The sequence below is a fragment of the Niallia oryzisoli genome (assembly GCF_036670025.1).
Classification (GTDB): Bacteria; Bacillota; Bacilli; order Bacillales; family Cytobacillaceae; genus Bacillus_BD; species Bacillus_BD oryzisoli.
In genome coordinates, this window is the sequence record NZ_CP137640.1 from 3,586,649 (window position 1) to 3,603,187 (window position 16,539).

Below are 16,539 nucleotides of genomic sequence, written 5' to 3' on the forward strand. Positions count from 1 at the left end.
TTTCTCTATACAAAAAAAAGCGAACAGCTTAACTCTTCGCAATAGATCATCCTTATTTAACAAATACAAGTCTTCTTCTTTTTTCCAATTCGGTCCTTGAGTTCTACTTTCTTAATATAATCCGTTGCAAGAGGAACCTTACATGCTGTATTGCCGACGTCTACGTACACTTTTCCTATGAAATCTGCGACTTGTTTCGCTTCTTCTGTCAACTCTTTTACAAAGCTGCCGACCGAAATGACAAAACCATTCATTACATACCGTACCCGATTCCGTTCTTCATGAATCGTCTCTTTGATTTGGTTCAATAAAGATCTAATTTCAGCAATATCAAGTAGTTCATCCGGGGTAATGGATAAATAGTTTGCATAGGTACTCCAGCCGCAAACTGCAATCATTTCTTCCTCCGATTTCATCCATTCTTTTGCTAATTCAAGAGCATATTCACTTTCAGCTGCCACTCCGGCAACTGTGTATTCCGCGAGCATATACCAGTATGCTTTTCTAGCCCACTCCTGTATGGTCTCCTTTTTCATTTGCTTCGGATTGATTGAAAGACCAGCCAAATACATGGCATCAGAATTGCCTGAATCATATAATCTCAAGGCCAACTCGTGATCCTTTTTCACATACTTCACCAGTTTTTTTAAATCTCCAACTTTTACGCCAAAACAAGGCTCCTTTACGCCATGATTCGAAAAAGTTCGCTTTGTCTGCTCGGAGCCTAATTCTTCAAGCTTTTGCATGATTTCCTCATACGTCATACTCTTCACCTTCTCTTCACCTTCTCTTACCTTCTTAATTACTTACAGCAATCGATAAAAAGATATCCTCATCATATCACTCAATACCTTACATTAATTCGATGTTCACTGAAAAAGTCCTTTCATTAATAATAGCCTTGTATCGACAGAAATCCATACTCTAAACGAAGTGCAGGTAATCTAGCCGGAAGCCATCGCATTATTGAATCAAGCATCGGAACATAGTTGATTCTACACAAAAGGAACAGGACATCACTTCGATATCCTGTTCTTTCTGAACTTTTACCATTTCACTACTGATGACTTCCTTTGTATTTCGGCATATAGATCACGGCTTTAAATAAATCACCGTCCACTTGTATGAGAAATCTCCCCTTTTGAATTTCAATCAGGCTTTTAGTAATCGATAGTCCTAAACCGCTGCCTTCACTTAACCTGGATTCATCACCTCGTGTAAAACGCTCCATTAATTCTTCCTCTGAGATGTTTAACTCATAGGCTGAAATATTTTTAAAGGTTAGCAAAATTTCATTCCCTTTTTTTTCGATATCGATATACACTCTTGAGCCTTTTAGTGCGTATTTGAATATATTGGACAGCACATTTTCAATCGACCTCCAGAGTAATCTTCCATCTGCAGACAAATAGACTTTCTCCTGTGGATGGTTCATCTTAAAGGTTAATTCGGCTTCTTCGATTTTGTCGCTGACTTCACCTAGGCCCTGATTCATTAGTGATACGATATCAATTTTCTCCAAATGCACAGGAATATTGCCGCTTGAAGCTTTAGCTGCTTCAAATAAATCATCTGTCATCACTTTCAGACGCTTTGACTTCTGCTCAAGCACCTCAATATATTCTGCTATCTTTGATGGGTCATTCTCATGTTTCAATAGATCCACATAAGTAATGATCGAGGTCAATGGTGTTCTTATATCATGTGAGACATTCGTGATCAGCTCCGTTTTTAACCGCTCACTTTTCAGTTCATTATCAACGGCCTTATTCAACCCATCTGTGATGCTATTAATATTCGCTGCAAGTCTGCTAAACTCTCCTTTTCCACTTACCTCAATGCTATGGTGAATATCTCCATTCTTTATTTTCTCTACCCCTTCCTGGATCGCTTGAAATGATTTAATTTTCTTTAGGGCAAACCAAGCTGCAAACCCAATGGTTACCGGGAAGATGAAAAAAGTTAAAGCGATCAGAATCGGATATCCAATAACAAGTAAGACCGTTTTTAAACCGACACTGCCGCTCGCATACACATCCCTAATAAATGAAGCGAACTTATAGAGCAGAATATAGATGAATGAATGCTTCATGAAGGTTCGATTTTTTATATGCCGAACCAATGATAGAACTAACATCAATCCTACTGAAGCAATCGGGACTGTTATGGGAAGAACCCATCTACTGATATTTCCAATTGTAACAGCCTCCATTAAAACAACCCACAGTGTGATAAGTCCTAAGCATAGTGCAATATTGATGTCATTATATAACTTGTCTAAAGGATGTAACTGCACTTCTTCATCCTTAAACGATTTCCGTCCGATTACTAGGATCAAATAGACAAACGATAGAATGAAACCAATGGAAAATCCGATTAAACGATATACGCTTTTTACAGCAGCCGCTTTATTATCCTTCCACTCAGTTATATTTTCTTGTAAAAACTTCTCCGTAAAAGCGATATACATAACATGGCTTTCCGGATCCAATTCATCCATATAAGATATTCTGCTGAACAAATGTTGATTCTCTTCTATTTCTTTAGGATATAACTCTCTTTTATAATTCTCAAACAGCATATAGGACGGATACGTCTTGAAGTATTCTTTTTCGCCTTTTGCACTGTTTGTATAAGTAGTAACACCATCACTTACATAAAATAAAGGGTCCTTGTATTCTTCTATGCGTTGCAGTAATTGATGATAAACCTTTAAATCATCCTTAATTAATTGTTCTTTTTGTTGGCCAATCTTTTCAGCGTATTCTTCTTGAAACATTTCATGATTTTTCGCTTCACTTGCGTCCGGATTGTATTGGAGAGAATTCGCTTGAAAATCGTAAAAAAGATTTTCTTCTGCTAGTCTTAGTTCCTCTTCACTGATCGTTCCGCTATTTACGATATTTTCTTCGCTCTTGTATTCTGTTAATAAAGTGGTCAGGTCGCTAATAAGACCTTCACTTTCCTGCACAAATGAAAGGCTATGAAAGTAATCTTTTTCAAAAACGATACTGAAATTACTATCCCTAATGATAACTACATCAACAAACGCTTTTATGGCACCTGTAAAACAGAGGATCACCATGATAAAAACTAGTATTTTTGTTACTAGTGAATGGCTATATTTTTTCAACTTTGTATCCAACTCCCCACACCACCTTAAGATATCTTGGCTCTTTCGGATTAATTTCAATTTTCTCACGAATTTTTCTAATATGAACAGCTACGGTATTTTCCGGACTATAGGCCGTTTCATTCCATACCTTTTCATAAATCTCCTCAATCGAGAACACTCTTCCCGCATGAGCCGTCAATAGCTTCAAAATTTTATATTGTACCGGGGTAAGATGGACTTCATCCCCATCGACGTTAATAGTTTTGCTATCATCGTCAATCAAGAGACCGCCTGAGTGATAAACATTGTTTTTGCTCTCAAGACCTCCTAATGTGGTATATCTTCTCAGCTGTGATTTCACCCTTGCAATCAGCTCTAACGGATTAAAGGGCTTCGTTATATAATCATCCGCTCCAATATTTAAACCCAATATTTTGTCGTAGTCCTCTGATTTGGCCGAAAGCATTATCAGCGGAATCTTATGATCTTCCCTAATCTTCCTTGTAGCTGCGATTCCATCCATCTTAGGCATCATAATATCCATAATGACCAAATGAATCTCAGTATCATCGATCAGCTGCAAAGCTTCTTCTCCGTTAAAGGCCTTAAGCACTTGAAAGCCTTCATTTTCCAAGTAAATTCCAATCGCATCCACAATTGCTTTATCATCATCACAAACCAAAATGTTCATGAAAAACCACCTCTATATATATAATCGTACATTATCTATCACCTCTGTATTATCATCTAAGAGAATCATATCAAGCAAATCTTAACAAACCCCTCATATAAATCTTAAGATTTTCTTACGATTGGGTCGGAGGGACAGGTCCGTTGATCCAGTATGCCTCTGTTTGGCAAATTATTTTGGGCAGTACACCCAGTTAAGTGCTTATTGGAATGAACATATAAAAACGCATGGATCATAATTTCATCCATGCGCTTTTTTACACCTTGTTCTTCTAGTTTTAAAATCCAATTGGAGTATTGAGTCTAATTCTAATTAATCAGGTTACAATCCCCTGTCTGGAACAATATCTACTTCAACTTCTTCATAAGGAGTTTCCTCATAACTTTTGATAAATCCATTTCTCATAATTTCTTTTTTACTGATTACTTTTTGGATAATCTTAACCGAAACCTTATCTTCAAAAGGAAATGGTCGAATCGAAACGGTATGCTGATCACTCCAGTTAAGCGTCATTTTCTCCGTCACTTCTTTCCCTGGTTCCTTCGGAAGTGCGATTCCATTTTGGAAAAAGTAATGTTCGTTTTCCTTTGAAACACCTGGTTCATTCAAACAGAGGTAAAGGGAAAAATCATCTCCTAATCTTAACATTCCATAATGAAAATCAAACAAATCCGTGTCAAAATCCTCAAGAGATTCTATAATTCGCTGCTGCCGTATCCTCTCTTGTTCAATAAAGGCAGCAGCAGCTGTAGATGAATCATGCAGTAAAAATCGAGAATAATGTCTGCTGCAAAGAAGGGCTGCATAAGGGTCATGTTTTTCCACTTCGTCAATGCCAAACGTATAGATAACCGTTTTAGGTGATAGAGGATAATTTGCAAATGTATACGGTGCCTGTTTATGATCATTCCAAAATGGCTGCTGATCAAAAAGTCTCCAACCGTAGTCATGATATCGAGTGGCATAATCGACGGACTGCCTATACTTCTTTCCATGAAAAAGAGAACCCATCCATTTCTTCATGATTTCACCAGACACGATTGCATGGTTGTCTTGTTCGATCAGAATAAATTCGTTCTCTCGCTCTCTTACAATCATGGTACGTCCCCCTTTTATTCAAAATAACCTTTTTATTTAGATAACCTACTATAATTTCTTCTTTTCGTTCTTAACGATGCATATAGTGATAAGAATCAGTTTTCATTGTCACAGTCATTCCATTTTGAAACTGACTAGTGCTGTGGAACTTTAGTAGCTTCAAGTATTCTATATTCAGCAAAGGATGTGTGGAACTACATGAATTTAAAAGCGTTTATTAAATTATATCAAGATTTTTTACAAGAGAGTGAACAGAAGGGTTGGAAGATTGAAGTTCTAATCGAGGAGTTCGGGAATTACCTCGCATCCATAAAAAATATTGAAGGAATTGAAGTTCAATTCTTTATCGAACTGGACTTAGAAAATAGTGAAAAGCTAAGCGATACAACGAAGCAAAGCAACCTGAATTATGGCGTGATAAGAAAGAAAGGTGAAGGTGATGCATTTGCCAAAGAAGTGTTGGATGCTTTTCACGAATATTGGTCAAAGCATTCAGTAAAACGGAAAACGTTTATCATCTATAAACCATAAGCAATGAATTTTAAGATGTCTTTGGAAAATAAACGAGCGATTCCTCTTAATCGAAGGATCGCTTTTTATTTAAAATACGCTTGCATGTCAGAAATGTAAATCGTCATAAGGATTCCAGTCTTTCATTTTATCGATTAAGTATTGCACTCCCTATAATAAATAGGCTTTATAGTGTAAGTAGAAGAAAAACTGCAAAAGACTTAATCGATTTAGTCGAATGATTTTCAACTTTTTCAATACATCATTGAAAATTAATAATCTCAAATAACAAAACAAATGCCTGAAATAGAATATCGTTTTAAACTACGTTTACCCATTAATAGCATGGTTAACCACGGGATTAATATAATGGACAAATTAAAAACCAAATGCCTCTTTTTTGCCATAGCCCTTCACCTCAACTGCTTATTCTACTCCTTCTTAAAATATCCAATTTCAACAAAAAAACCGCCCTTTTTGAGCGGTCACTATACCTTCCTATCTATTGAAAACAAAAAGAGATGACCATGTTCAGCAATCACTCCCTTTATCTTCTCTTCCCCAATCGATATCCTGTAAGAAAAACAGCTAATGTAAAACCGCTAAATACAAGTATCGGGCTTAATTCTTTCTTATGACGATTCCAAAACTCTACATAAAAACTAACTAATTGATTTTCTGTTATCAAATAATAATGAAAAACAATAACCCCTGCCAAAAAGAGCATAATCGAAAATCTAAACAAAGTTAACCAATCTATCTCATTCTTTTTCTTTCTTCTTTTACTCTTTGATTTTTTATTTTCTGAAGATCTAGGTTGGTCTACTTTTTCTAGAAGAGATTTTCCTTTTGGCATAGATTGACTCCTTTCAAAGGATAATCAACGATTATTTTTTTCTTAAAAAATCTTTCCTAAACGATTGATGCCTTTTTCAGATGTAAGAATCATGTCATCAAACAGCTCTTGAACAGTAGGAATGGTGTCGATCAAACCGATTACCTGTCCTGCCCAGCCAAAGCCTTCTGCTTCATTTCCTTCGTAGATAAAACGGCAATTTGCTGACCCGCTAATCATCTCTTTCAGATTTTCATAGGTTGCACCTCTATGCTCACGTTCGATTATTTCCTGAGCATATCCTGATTTCAGTACCCGTCCCGGTGCTCCTAATGTTTTCTTAATAATCACTGTATCCGTTTCTTTTGCCTGAAGGATCGCCTGCTTATATTTCTCATTTGCATGAATGCACTCTTGAGTAGCAATGAAACGAGTCCCCATTTCAATCCCTTCTGCTCCAAGTGTCAATGCAGCCAATAAACCGCGTCCATCGCCAATTCCTCCGCTGGCTAAGACAGGAATGGATACAGAATCAACGACACGGGGAATCAGTACCATCGTACCAATGTCATCACGTCCTAGATGCCCCCCGCCTTCCTGGCCGACTGCCATAACTGCATCCGCACCAAGTTCTTCCGCTTTTTGTGCCTGTCGGACTCCCGAAACCAGTACGAGCGTTCGAATATTTTCTCCTTTAATCCGTTCAAATACAGGCTGAGGGTTTCCTCCTGTGATCGAAATGGCCGGTACCTTTTCCTCAATGGCTACCTCCAGTAAGTCCTGATATTTCCCATCATGCCGTGCAATGGCAAAATTGACACCGAACGGTTTATCTGTAAGGGAACGCACTTTACGAATTTCTTCACGTAGTTTTTCCGGTGTCCCAAGCGTCGCAGCTGTAATTTGTCCAAGTCCTCCTGCATTCGAAACAGCAGCCGCCAGTTCGGCATATGCAAGGTAAGCAAGACCTCCCTGTACTATTGGGTATTTAATGCCAAAAATTTCTGTTACACGTGTTTTCAAAATGTCTCTCACTCCTTATCGATGTTAAAGCTGTCTGGTTACATATTCGACCCAAAGAGTTAGAATCCTGTCATTATATGTACAAAAAAACAGACTCTGCAAAAAAGAGTCTGTTTTCTTCTTTTATTACGTTTTTTCACTTAAATATTAATAATACACGGTCGTTTTGACTAAATCCTGGATACTTCCATCTTTTGCACTTCTTGTATATACCCAAAGTTCGCCAGTGTTGGATGAAGGATTTCTATCAAATGGCACCGTACTACTAAAAGTTCCATATGCAGGAGCACCAATATCAGCCGTTGTAAAACGTTCGTTTGAAACGATAACTCCGTTATCATCTCTTAATTGATGCAGCACATTGGCCTCAAAAGCCCTTGCTTGCCCTTCTACACTTTGTCCAGAAGTCACTTTTGTTCCTGGCAGCGGGTTCCACACGAAAATATTTCTTGAGGTATTTTGGGGAAGAATTAGCTGGTATCCCGCCCATATCACGTCTGGTTGAAATCCCGGTCGTCCTTGGTTCGCGCTTATGATGTTTTGTAGAGGAATCCCAAACCTCCGCGAAATACTGAACAATGAATCCCCCATTTGAATTTCATAGATAAATGCAGGGATGATTAATGATTGACCAGAGTAAATAATATTTGGATTTTCTATATTATTAATACCGGCAACTAAATCTACAAACGTACGAAACTTATAAGCAATCGAATGTATGGAATCTCCAGGGTTCACAATATAAGAAACCTTTCCTGTAGTCGTTAGGTCTGGAACTGCTAATAGATTTCCTGGAAAGATAAGCCCTGGATCGGTAACAGGAGGAAACAAATGATTTATTCTCAAAATTTCTTGAACAGAGCTTCGATACTTTTGTGCGATTGAATAAAGAGTATCTCCGGGCCGAACGGTATAAAGATAATTTTTCCTCGTGATGATTGGCACAGTTTTCACTCCATTTTAGATTTCATAAAACAAGATTCATCTTGTAATCGTGAATGCAGTAATTTAAGAATGTATTAGAATTAATATTTAAATACCCCAAGGCGGGTAAAATGACGATTACCGAAATCAAATCGAACTGGATATCCATATGCTTCTGTCAGCTTATCTAATAACTCTTGATTAAAATTAAATGCGGCACCAGGAGGGTCATAGATGGAACCTGGCTGAATATGTTCAACATGTATCACACCGAACTTCTTTTCATCCTCTTCCGTTTCCGTATAAACTTGGTAACCCATTTCTGGCCTAATGATATACGGAGTAATCATGTCATGAAGCTGTTGATTTGTTAATTTATTCATCGGATTGGCAGGAGGATGCTCTATCATTTGTGTTTTCAATGAAGTCATACACCCTTTTAGCGACTCCTTACAAGCAGCCAGCTCATTTCGAATCTGATAATAATCTGTTGTAACCGAAAGTGTAAGTGTTTCCTCATCCCAATTCACTTTTGCTCCTACTTTTGAAAACTGTGAAATAGGGACATAAACATAAGGATATTGAGCCCCTTCAGGCTGATAATTAAGGGCTTGATACGGAAATACATTAATATTTTGGTTATTAACATTAACCGGCTGGTCAACTGTATAGGCCGTTACAGGCTTGTATTGCCGATAATCATATCCACCACTACTTGAATACCAGTTCCCTTGTGGAACATATGGGAAGTAATTCATGTCAGGAACTCCTTTATCCACAGAAATTAATTGGCCATATAATGTATTCCCCTATTTTCTTTTGGTTACTAACTGTAAAACAACCTTATATCCCGACTTTTCTGTTTCTACTAAGTGCACCATACTTGCTAGAATACTATCCTCACGTTAAAATTAAATTTTGCGAACATGATTTTCACACTTAAATGTTTTCGTAGTATATCTTAGGGGGATCGACATGAACGTAATAGAGGTTCAGAATTTACGGAAAGAATTCAAATCGCACTTAAGCCGGTCCGGGTTATCCGGGGCATTTCGCGACTTGTTTACAAGAAATTATAAAATCCATGCGGCCGTTGATAATATTTCCTTAACCGTAAAGCAAGGAGAAATGGTCGGCTATATCGGGGAAAATGGTGCCGGAAAATCTACGACAATTAAAATGTTGACAGGGATTCTTACACCCACATCAGGTTCCATTATCGTAAATGGGATGAATCCCCACAAGCAGAGGGAAGAATTTGTTAGAACAATCGGTGTTGTATTCGGACAACGGTCACAGCTATGGTGGGATATTGCCGTTCAAGAATCGTTCCGGTTATTGAAAAAAGTATACCGCGTTTCGGATGCGGAATATAATCGGCATATGGGCCATGTCATCGAAACATTAGAAATTGGTCCATTATTAGATAAACCTGTACGAAAGTTGTCACTTGGCCAACGTATGCGCTGCGAATTAGCTGCCGCTCTGATCCACAATCCTCCCCTCCTCTTTTTAGATGAACCGACAATTGGACTGGATGTTTTAGTCAAATTAAAGATTCGTGAGTTTTTGAAAGAAATCAACAAGGAATATAAAACAACCATATTGTTGACGACACATGACTTAACAGATATCGAAGCTCTTTGTGAACGGGTCGTCTTATTGGATGAAGGTAAAATTATTTACGATGGGAAGCTGAATCAGCTCCAGACCCATGCAGTGGAAGGAAAACAAGTCGAATTCGAATTTTTAGCAGAAATGACAGGAAGCAGTCTGCCAAGTTTGAATCAAGTTCAATGGGAGCAAAAAGATGCGACAACCTGGCTGGCTAATATTGATGGTGACGAACAGCTTGTATCTCATTTAATCAGTTCTGTAGTACAAAAGAATCCAATTAAAAACGTGAGAATCAACGAGATTTCTACCGAAGAGATTGTCCGTAAGATTTATGAAGAAGGAATGGCCCTTTCATGAGTATGTATATCGAAATGATTCGAGTTCGTTTTTTAATGATGCTAGCCTACCGGACAAACTATTACAGCGGCATTCTCATTTACAGTATTAACATCGGAGCCTACTATTTCTTATGGTCTGCGATCTATGGCGGGAAAGAGGAGATTCAAGGATTATCGATTCTGCAAATGACGACCTACGTAGCTATCGCCTGGATGGCGCGGGCTTTTTATTTTAACAATATTGACCGTGAAATTGCGGCTGAAATTAAAGACGGGAAAGTGGCAATCGAAATGATCCGTCCCTATAGCTATTTAGGGATGAAAACCATGCAGGCCTTAGGTGAAGGAATCTTTCGCTTATTGTTCTTTTCTGTCCCGGGTCTGATCATTGTGGCGCTGATTTTTCCAATCAGCTTTTCAGCGAGTCCGTCAACATGGCTGTTTTTCTTCGTCTCGCTCCTATTTAGTTTTATCGTGAATACACAAATCAACCTGCTGACAGGTATAATGACATTCTTTTTATTTAATAACGCAGGGTTAATCCGTGCGAAACGGGTCGTCATCGATTTATTCTCAGGACTCCTGCTCCCGATCTCATTTTATCCTGGGTGGGCTCAGGACCTGATGACCTATTTACCATTTCAAGCAATCAGCTATGTTCCTAGTATGATTTTTACAGAAGGCTTTGCGGGCCAGGAAATTACGAACGCGCTCTTGCTTCAGGCTGTCTGGGTATTGATCCTGCTGATTCCGATTCGCTTGTTATGGTCGCTGGCAAAAAAACATTTAATTGTACAAGGAGGCTGAATCATGTTTTATGTTTCGATGTTCTTTCAATATGCCTCTCAGTATTTAAAAACAAGGTTCACCTATCGTGTCGATACGGCTGTTGAAATCCTATCAGACTTATTGAATCAAGCCGTGAATTTAATATTCATTTTAGTCGTCTTTGGTCACACATCACTATTAAGCGGCTGGAATCGCGATGAAATCATTTTTATCTATGGATTTTTCCTTGTTCCCTATGCATTATTTTCTGCATTCTTTAACATATGGGATTTTAATGAAAGGTATATCGTAAAAGGAGAAATGGACCGCGTCTTAACTCGTCCCGTTCACAGCCTGTTCCAGATCATTATGGAACGGATGGAGCTGGAATCTTTATTTGGAGTGATAACTGGACTTGCCGTAATGGGGTATGCCGGAATGAATTTAGGCTTAGCCTTCACTTGGTATGATGTATTGATCTTTCTTATCATGGTGATTGGCGGGATGTTTATTTATGCCGGTATTTTTCTTTCCATCGCAACAATAGGCTTTTGGTCAGACAGCCGGACTGATATTATGCCGACAATGTATAATATCAGCAATTACGGACGCTACCCTGTTAATATTTATAACAAGATCATTCAATTTGTCTTAACATGGATCCTCCCCTTTGCCTTTGTCGGGGTCTATCCTGCTTCATATTTCTTAAAAAGAGAAGAATGGTATGGATACGCCTTTTTAACCCCTGTCATGGGAGCCGTTTTCTTTGGATTGGCTGTTCTGTTATGGAATACGGGTGTTAAAAAATATCGCGGGGCTGGGAATTAATTTGATAAAAAATTTAAAAACGAGCTAGGGTTTGTATGGACCTTAGCTCGTTTTTAGATAGTTTAGCAATAGCCTTATTTAAATAATTATTCATTGGCAACTCTGGAATTTCTCACATCGTCTCAGATATGATTCAATTAGTATAAAGCTATTGTCATCTACAAGTAATTCTGGATGCCATTGAACAGCAAACAAAGGAACCCCATTATCTTTTAATTCGTATGCTTCCACCAAACCGTCCTCCGCCCAGGCAAGAGGCGTCAGTGCTTCTGCAAGCTGATCAATTCCTTGATGATGATAGGAATTCACCTCAATACTTTCTCCTAGTAAATCCTTCATCCAGCCTCTCATTTCTACGGAATGGACCGGTTTACTATAACTGTCTGAAATATGTGGAATACCACTCCCAACCTCTGAAAGCTCTTGATGCAGCGTACCGCCTAACGCTACATTAATAATCTGGAATCCTCGACATATCCCGAGTACAGGGATTCGTCTTTTTATCGCAAAATGAACAGCTTGAATCTCAAACAAGTCCATTTTTTTATTACAGTTGACCGTTAATGGATGTTTGGCAGCCCCATACAAACTAGGCTCAATATCTTCAAAACCGCCATTTAACACCAATACATCCAAGCGTTGAAGAATTTTCACATCATTATCAATATCAATAATTAATGTTTCGTAACCTAATTTTTGAAAAAAGGTCAATAAACTGGTTGGTACAAATGTAATCGGCAGCGGTGGTGACGCATTATTTAACCAATCTTGACGCCCAATAAAACCAACGACTCCTTTATTCATCTATAATGCTCTAACCTCTTTTCCATACTAGATTTCCATGGCTTCATTCTCACTAATCCATGGATATGCTTCATAATCAGTTCATAATCCTGACGATCAATCGCCAGCCAATTGTCATCCGGAATTTCTTCATATACCGAATAATCCCACACTTCTGCCCCTAGTAAAGCAGAAGTGAGATTTTCATATTTGCTTAATTCCTCTTTTAAACGTTGGTTTTCCAGAAATAGATCCTTTTCCCGTAAATGTTCCTCCATCCTTCCTCTCCTTTCAAAATCAAATTCGCTCCGTGAGAATTTGCGCCCGGAAATTTATCGGGCTCGCTCGATAAATTTCCCTTAAAAAATCCGAGGCATCCGCCGGAGGCTTAACTTCATTCAGCAGGTTTTGAAGCCCTACAGAATCAGAAAGCCTATTTGCATTCATCCCCTTAACTTTATAAGTGAAGGAGTTCTACTGAATGAAGTTAAAGAACTTCAAAGTATTCTCTCTGTTCCCATTCAGTGGTTTCTACCTCGGCATTTGGAATATTTTCTTCTTGAACATATTTTAAATAACGTCCATATTCACTTTCCTTCACAGCCACCATATATTTCACAAAGCTTTCGCCAAACTCTTCTTTAAATAACTCACTTCTCTTCAATTCATTTACCGCTTCTTGTAAGGTGTTCGGAAGCTTTGTACGATCGTTATCATATGGAGTTTCACTTGGTTCACCCGGTTCAATCTTATTATCAACTCCGTATAAGCCTGAAACGATTTGCGAAGCCATATACAAATATGGATTGGCTCCTGGTTCGCCGATACGATTTTCAAAATGAGAGGAAGGATCCCCTGCGTTTCCATGTACATTAATCATGACACCGCGGTTAAAAATTCCCCAAACCGTACTGGTTGGCGCTAATGAATTTGGTTTTAATCTCTTATAGCCATTAATGGTAGGCGTTGTAAAGACGGATGCTGCTCTCGCATTCTCTAGGATACCTCCAATATAATGCCGGCCGAATTCACTGATTGCCTGATTTTCATCCATAAATATGTTGTTCCCCGTATTTTTATCGATAATCGATTGATGTAAATGCCAGCCGCTAGAACAGAACCCTTTCAAATGTGGTCTGCACATGAAAGTCGCCATATACCCATATTTTCGCGAAATTTGTTTCGTTGCAATTTTAAAATACATCATCGCATCCGCTGCTTCCATTCCCTCTAATGGATCAAACACAAATTCATATTGCCCCGGTCCCAATTCATTCTCCATCGTCCGAAGCGGAATGCCCATTTTTAATAGATTCTCCGCCAAAATATCCAGGATTTCGTGAATTTCTTGATTATGTGGCTCCGCTTGATACCATAAACCATGTTCGACCGTACTGACCTTCGGTGCTGCCGGCGGCAAACCTAGATCACCGTTATGTTCGATCGCAAGCATTGGGTCCTCAATTTTAGTCAAATACCACTCAATTTCTAACCCAACCATACTCTCCATTCCCCGCATTTTTAGTTTATCTAAGGCTTTCCGATACACCTGTCTTGCCGAATAAGGAACGGGCTGGCCATCATTGAAATAAATGTCACACATCACCATGGCCTGTCTATCTGCCCATGGAATCAATTTAAAGGAATGAGGATCTGGTACAAGAGTGATGTTTGGACAGCCTGTCATTTCAGGAACACCATAGCCGCCGCCTGGAATGAACGGGTTAAAAACAAGAGCATAGGCAGAATCAAAAATAAAGGTACCTGTGCTAATATTTAAACCATTTTTTAACGACTTAATAAAACCTTCTTTCGGTACTCTTTTACTTTTTAACACCCCTTGGTGATCCACCCATGCAATACGAACAATGAGAAAATCATGATCCTCCAGCTCTGCTACTATTCTTTGAGCCGCTTCTTTTTGCTCCTCTGTCCATAAGCGATGATTACTAATAAATCCACCCTCTAATTTTGATAGAATGGTTTCAGCCATACCTCTCACGATCCTCTCCTATTATTTTTCAATTGGTTATTGGTAGATTTACAGCATAAACGTCATATTTTCATGTCCTTGATCGGAATTAATTAAATTCACCATTTTTACGGCGATTTTCCATTGGTCCTTATCTTTTTGTAATTTATAGCCATACCAGCCGCTGTATTGTCTTAACTCTCCTACTCTCAATTCCGCAAGAGTAAAATTACAGCGGGCAAAGACGGTATCCTGACTATCTCCAAAACCTAATTCAAAGTTGCTAACCAGCCTTCGCGTTCTTGACATCGGCAGCTGGGAATACGCATAGCCCGTACGTAACCGGTAAATGCGGTCTTCCAATCTTCTTCGATCATCAAATGCATGACTAACCTCGATTCGAGGGTCTCCTCCACCAGGTGTAATCGGAATCCAGTAGAGAGATTTGTCGGTATAAAGCGAAAGAAATTCATCAAAACGATATTCATCCAGCAATCGGCATTCTTTAATAATGAGCTTCGTACATTGGTTCACTGTCTTGCTATCGTCCATCTCTAAATCAGTATCCCATATGGCTAATTCTTTGATTAATTCACTGTAAAAGGTATCATTAATATAATAGGAATATAGTGATGTATTCGATTCCTGTGCTTGTTGATTACTCAAAAGTATTTCTCCCTTCCGCTATTTAATAGACTGATAGTTAGTTGCAGAGGCATTGCTCATAATCCTTTTCCATTCATTGAAATATCCTCTCATCGGCAGCTCATCAGTTACTGGTGCGGTAATCACTCCATTTGAATCAATATGATGTGTTTCCGTTAAAGTTAAGCCCCGATTGAAAAATACCCATTCTGCTTCAGGAATAGACAACCCTCTCTGTCCTTCTGCCCAGTTCGTTACATCATCCGGTTCTCCAAAGGCAGGAAAATCTTCTTGCGTTCTCATCCGCAGGTTATTAATTTCATCGGGATGGCCATCAATTGTAGTGGCATACCAAGTAATTTGTGTTTTATCCACAGCAATTGGTTCAATTACTTGTATTTGGTTCCCGACAAAAAGGAGATTCGGGAAAATCGTTAAATTCATTTGTGATCCTACAGCTTGATCTAAATAACGATAAGCTTTTTCTCCATATTTCTCGATCATCTGTTCTTCAAATACCTCTCTTCCCGGCTGTGGTCTTTGCTGATTCCACATACTTCCAGCTCCACCACGATGGGCTGGCCTTTGATCAAGGAAGATATGGCCATTTCCTAGATATTGAACGTACATAGGTCCATCATCTGGCTTTTGAGTAAAATAGACCATGTCTTTATCTTCTATCCCTTCTTCCTTATATCTCTCGTTAATTCCCAGCAAAGAACGATGGGAAAAAGTAACATGATAGCCATCAGCCGCATTATCATAGACAAATTTCCAATTACAGCTCATTAATTTTCGATGCGCATTACTATTCACCCGAAGCTTTTCAGGACCACCGTTATGCTCCATCCATTGATCAATAAGCTCTTTGGCATTACCTAAATATTCCTCCAAACTTGGACCGTTCTCGTTTAAGGTTCCAAAGATTAACCCTTGATACGTTTCGACCCGAATCTGTATTAAGTTAAATTCTGGAGAATGTAATTGATCCCCATAGGCTTTCGGCCAAGGAGCCCCGATAAAGGAACCATCGTTTTTAAAATTCCAGCCATGATATGGACAAGCAAATTGCTTTGAATTCCCTTTTTCCACCCGACAAAGTGTCGATCCTCTATGGGAACAACGATTGAATAACGCACGGATTTTTCCTTTTTGGTCCCTTACAATGATGATTGGTCTTTTTCCGAGATATCCTGTTTTATAGTCATTCATTTTCGGAATTTCACTTTCATGGGCAAGATAGACCCACGTGCTTCTACCGTATATTTGTATCATTTCTTCTTCAAAAAGCTGTGGATCTGTATAAACAGAACGGTGGACCCGATCCTTTTGAACCAACTGTTCCCAATTATGCATACTCTAACCTCCATTGAATCATTATTCATTACCATC

General features: G+C 38.7%; 17 protein-coding genes. 4 read left to right on the forward strand and 13 right to left on the reverse strand.

The genetic code is table 11. From position 1 onward, the window contains the following. Positions 1-56: 56 nt before the first annotated feature. The 4 genes from R4Z09_RS18135 to R4Z09_RS18150 all read right to left on the reverse strand — a co-directional run bounded on the left by R4Z09_RS18135 (position 57) and on the right by R4Z09_RS18150 (position 4,904). Complete coding sequence (locus tag R4Z09_RS18135) at positions 57-764, reverse strand: DNA alkylation repair protein (RefSeq protein WP_338453300.1); 708 nt, start codon at positions 762-764, stop codon at positions 57-59. Positions 765-1,057: 293 nt separating this feature from the next. Further along, positions 1,058-3,145: a histidine kinase dimerization/phospho-acceptor domain-containing protein gene (locus R4Z09_RS18140; RefSeq protein ID WP_338448152.1), complete on the reverse strand. Its 2,088-nt coding sequence runs from the start codon at positions 3,143-3,145 to the stop codon at positions 1,058-1,060. Beyond that, complete coding sequence (locus tag R4Z09_RS18145) at positions 3,120-3,806, reverse strand: response regulator transcription factor (RefSeq protein ID WP_338448153.1); 687 nt, start codon at positions 3,804-3,806, stop codon at positions 3,120-3,122. Before R4Z09_RS18145 ends, R4Z09_RS18140 begins: the two co-directional genes overlap by 26 nt. Before the next feature lie 321 nt (positions 3,807-4,127). Continuing rightward, positions 4,128-4,904: a DUF3891 family protein gene (locus R4Z09_RS18150; protein ID WP_338448154.1), complete on the reverse strand. Its 777-nt coding sequence runs from the start codon at positions 4,902-4,904 to the stop codon at positions 4,128-4,130. Between the two features lie 198 nt (positions 4,905-5,102). Here R4Z09_RS18150 and R4Z09_RS18155 point away from each other — a divergent pair, with 198 nt between their 5' ends. Then, positions 5,103-5,435: a hypothetical protein gene (locus tag R4Z09_RS18155; RefSeq protein WP_338448155.1), complete on the forward strand. Its 333-nt coding sequence runs from the start codon at positions 5,103-5,105 to the stop codon at positions 5,433-5,435. Positions 5,436-5,961: 526 nt separating this feature from the next. Here the strand turns inward: R4Z09_RS18155 and R4Z09_RS18160 are convergent. The 4 genes from R4Z09_RS18160 to R4Z09_RS18175 form a co-directional block, all read right to left on the reverse strand. Next, on the reverse strand, positions 5,962-6,270 hold the full coding sequence (locus R4Z09_RS18160) for a hypothetical protein (protein ID WP_338448156.1): 309 nt from the start codon (positions 6,268-6,270) through the stop codon (positions 5,962-5,964). A 42-nt stretch (positions 6,271-6,312) separates the two neighbouring features. Then, positions 6,313-7,272 (reverse strand): nitronate monooxygenase, encoded by a 960-nt coding sequence (locus R4Z09_RS18165; RefSeq protein ID WP_338448157.1) that lies wholly within the window; start codon positions 7,270-7,272, stop codon positions 6,313-6,315. Positions 7,273-7,419: 147 nt separating this feature from the next. Then, the gene (locus tag R4Z09_RS18170) at positions 7,420-8,217 is read right to left on the reverse strand and encodes a LysM peptidoglycan-binding domain-containing protein (protein WP_338448158.1); all 798 of its coding nucleotides are present in this window, start codon (positions 8,215-8,217) and stop codon (positions 7,420-7,422) included. Between the two features lie 80 nt (positions 8,218-8,297). Then, a complete protein-coding gene (locus R4Z09_RS18175) occupies positions 8,298-8,954 on the reverse strand; it encodes a hypothetical protein (RefSeq protein ID WP_338448159.1) in 657 nt (218 codons plus the stop codon). Between the two features lie 217 nt (positions 8,955-9,171). Between R4Z09_RS18175 and R4Z09_RS18180 the strand changes: the two genes are divergently transcribed. From R4Z09_RS18180 to R4Z09_RS18190, 3 genes are read left to right on the forward strand one after another with little or no spacing between them, the layout of a single operon-like run. Further along, complete coding sequence (locus tag R4Z09_RS18180) at positions 9,172-10,170, forward strand: ABC transporter ATP-binding protein (RefSeq protein ID WP_338448160.1); 999 nt, start codon at positions 9,172-9,174, stop codon at positions 10,168-10,170. Beyond that, positions 10,167-10,958 carry an ABC transporter permease gene (locus R4Z09_RS18185; RefSeq protein ID WP_338448161.1) on the forward strand — a complete coding sequence of 264 codons (792 nt, stop codon included), beginning with the start codon at positions 10,167-10,169 and terminating at the stop codon, positions 10,956-10,958. The genes R4Z09_RS18180 and R4Z09_RS18185 overlap by 4 nt, the downstream gene beginning before the upstream one ends. A gap of 3 nt (positions 10,959-10,961) precedes the next feature. Then, positions 10,962-11,747: an ABC transporter permease gene (locus R4Z09_RS18190; RefSeq protein WP_338448162.1), complete on the forward strand. Its 786-nt coding sequence runs from the start codon at positions 10,962-10,964 to the stop codon at positions 11,745-11,747. Positions 11,748-11,837: 90 nt separating this feature from the next. Here the strand turns inward: R4Z09_RS18190 and R4Z09_RS18195 are convergent, their stop codons facing one another. From R4Z09_RS18195 to R4Z09_RS18215, 5 genes are all read right to left on the reverse strand, one after another. Continuing rightward, positions 11,838-12,551, reverse strand: a complete 714-nt coding sequence (locus tag R4Z09_RS18195) for a gamma-glutamyl-gamma-aminobutyrate hydrolase family protein (RefSeq protein WP_338448163.1) — start codon at positions 12,549-12,551, stop codon at positions 11,838-11,840. Continuing rightward, positions 12,548-12,808, reverse strand: coding sequence for a hypothetical protein (locus R4Z09_RS18200; protein WP_338448164.1), 261 nt, complete (start codon positions 12,806-12,808; stop codon positions 12,548-12,550). The genes R4Z09_RS18195 and R4Z09_RS18200 overlap by 4 nt, the downstream gene beginning before the upstream one ends. Positions 12,809-13,017: 209 nt before the next feature. After that, entirely contained in the window at positions 13,018-14,523 is a 1,506-nt protein-coding gene (locus R4Z09_RS18205; protein ID WP_338453301.1) for a glutamine synthetase family protein, read from the reverse strand. Positions 14,524-14,571: 48 nt separating this feature from the next. Further along, positions 14,572-15,168, reverse strand: a complete 597-nt coding sequence (locus tag R4Z09_RS18210; protein WP_338448165.1) for an aromatic-ring-hydroxylating dioxygenase subunit beta — start codon at positions 15,166-15,168, stop codon at positions 14,572-14,574. A gap of 18 nt (positions 15,169-15,186) precedes the next feature. Beyond that, positions 15,187-16,503, reverse strand: coding sequence for an aromatic ring-hydroxylating dioxygenase subunit alpha (locus R4Z09_RS18215; RefSeq protein WP_338448166.1), 1,317 nt, complete (start codon positions 16,501-16,503; stop codon positions 15,187-15,189). Positions 16,504-16,539 lie beyond the last annotated feature (36 nt).

Bases quoted from the DNA above. Each gene is read 5' to 3' on its own strand.
- R4Z09_RS18205 (WP_338453301.1), bottom strand. From the start codon at position 14,523: ATGGCTGAAACCATTCTATCAAAATTAGAGGGTGGATTTATTAGTAAT.
- R4Z09_RS18215 (WP_338448166.1), bottom strand. From the start codon at position 16,503: ATGCATAATTGGGAACAGTTGGTTCAAAAGGATCGGGTCCACCGTTCT.
- R4Z09_RS18155 (WP_338448155.1), top strand. From the start codon at position 5,103: ATGAATTTAAAAGCGTTTATTAAATTATATCAAGATTTTTTACAAGAG.
- R4Z09_RS18200 (WP_338448164.1), bottom strand. From the start codon at position 12,808: ATGGAGGAACATTTACGGGAAAAGGATCTATTTCTGGAAAACCAACGT.
- R4Z09_RS18135 (WP_338453300.1), bottom strand. From the start codon at position 764: ATGACGTATGAGGAAATCATGCAAAAGCTTGAAGAATTAGGCTCCGAG.
- R4Z09_RS18145 (WP_338448153.1), bottom strand. From the start codon at position 3,806: ATGAACATTTTGGTTTGTGATGATGATAAAGCAATTGTGGATGCGATT.
- R4Z09_RS18180 (WP_338448160.1), top strand. From the start codon at position 9,172: ATGAACGTAATAGAGGTTCAGAATTTACGGAAAGAATTCAAATCGCAC.
- R4Z09_RS18185 (WP_338448161.1), top strand. From the start codon at position 10,167: ATGAGTATGTATATCGAAATGATTCGAGTTCGTTTTTTAATGATGCTA.
- R4Z09_RS18190 (WP_338448162.1), top strand. From the start codon at position 10,962: ATGTTTTATGTTTCGATGTTCTTTCAATATGCCTCTCAGTATTTAAAA.
- R4Z09_RS18175 (WP_338448159.1), bottom strand. From the start codon at position 8,954: ATGAATTACTTCCCATATGTTCCACAAGGGAACTGGTATTCAAGTAGT.
- R4Z09_RS18160 (WP_338448156.1), bottom strand. From the start codon at position 6,270: ATGCCAAAAGGAAAATCTCTTCTAGAAAAAGTAGACCAACCTAGATCT.
- R4Z09_RS18195 (WP_338448163.1), bottom strand. From the start codon at position 12,551: ATGAATAAAGGAGTCGTTGGTTTTATTGGGCGTCAAGATTGGTTAAAT.
- R4Z09_RS18150 (WP_338448154.1), bottom strand. From the start codon at position 4,904: ATGATTGTAAGAGAGCGAGAGAACGAATTTATTCTGATCGAACAAGAC.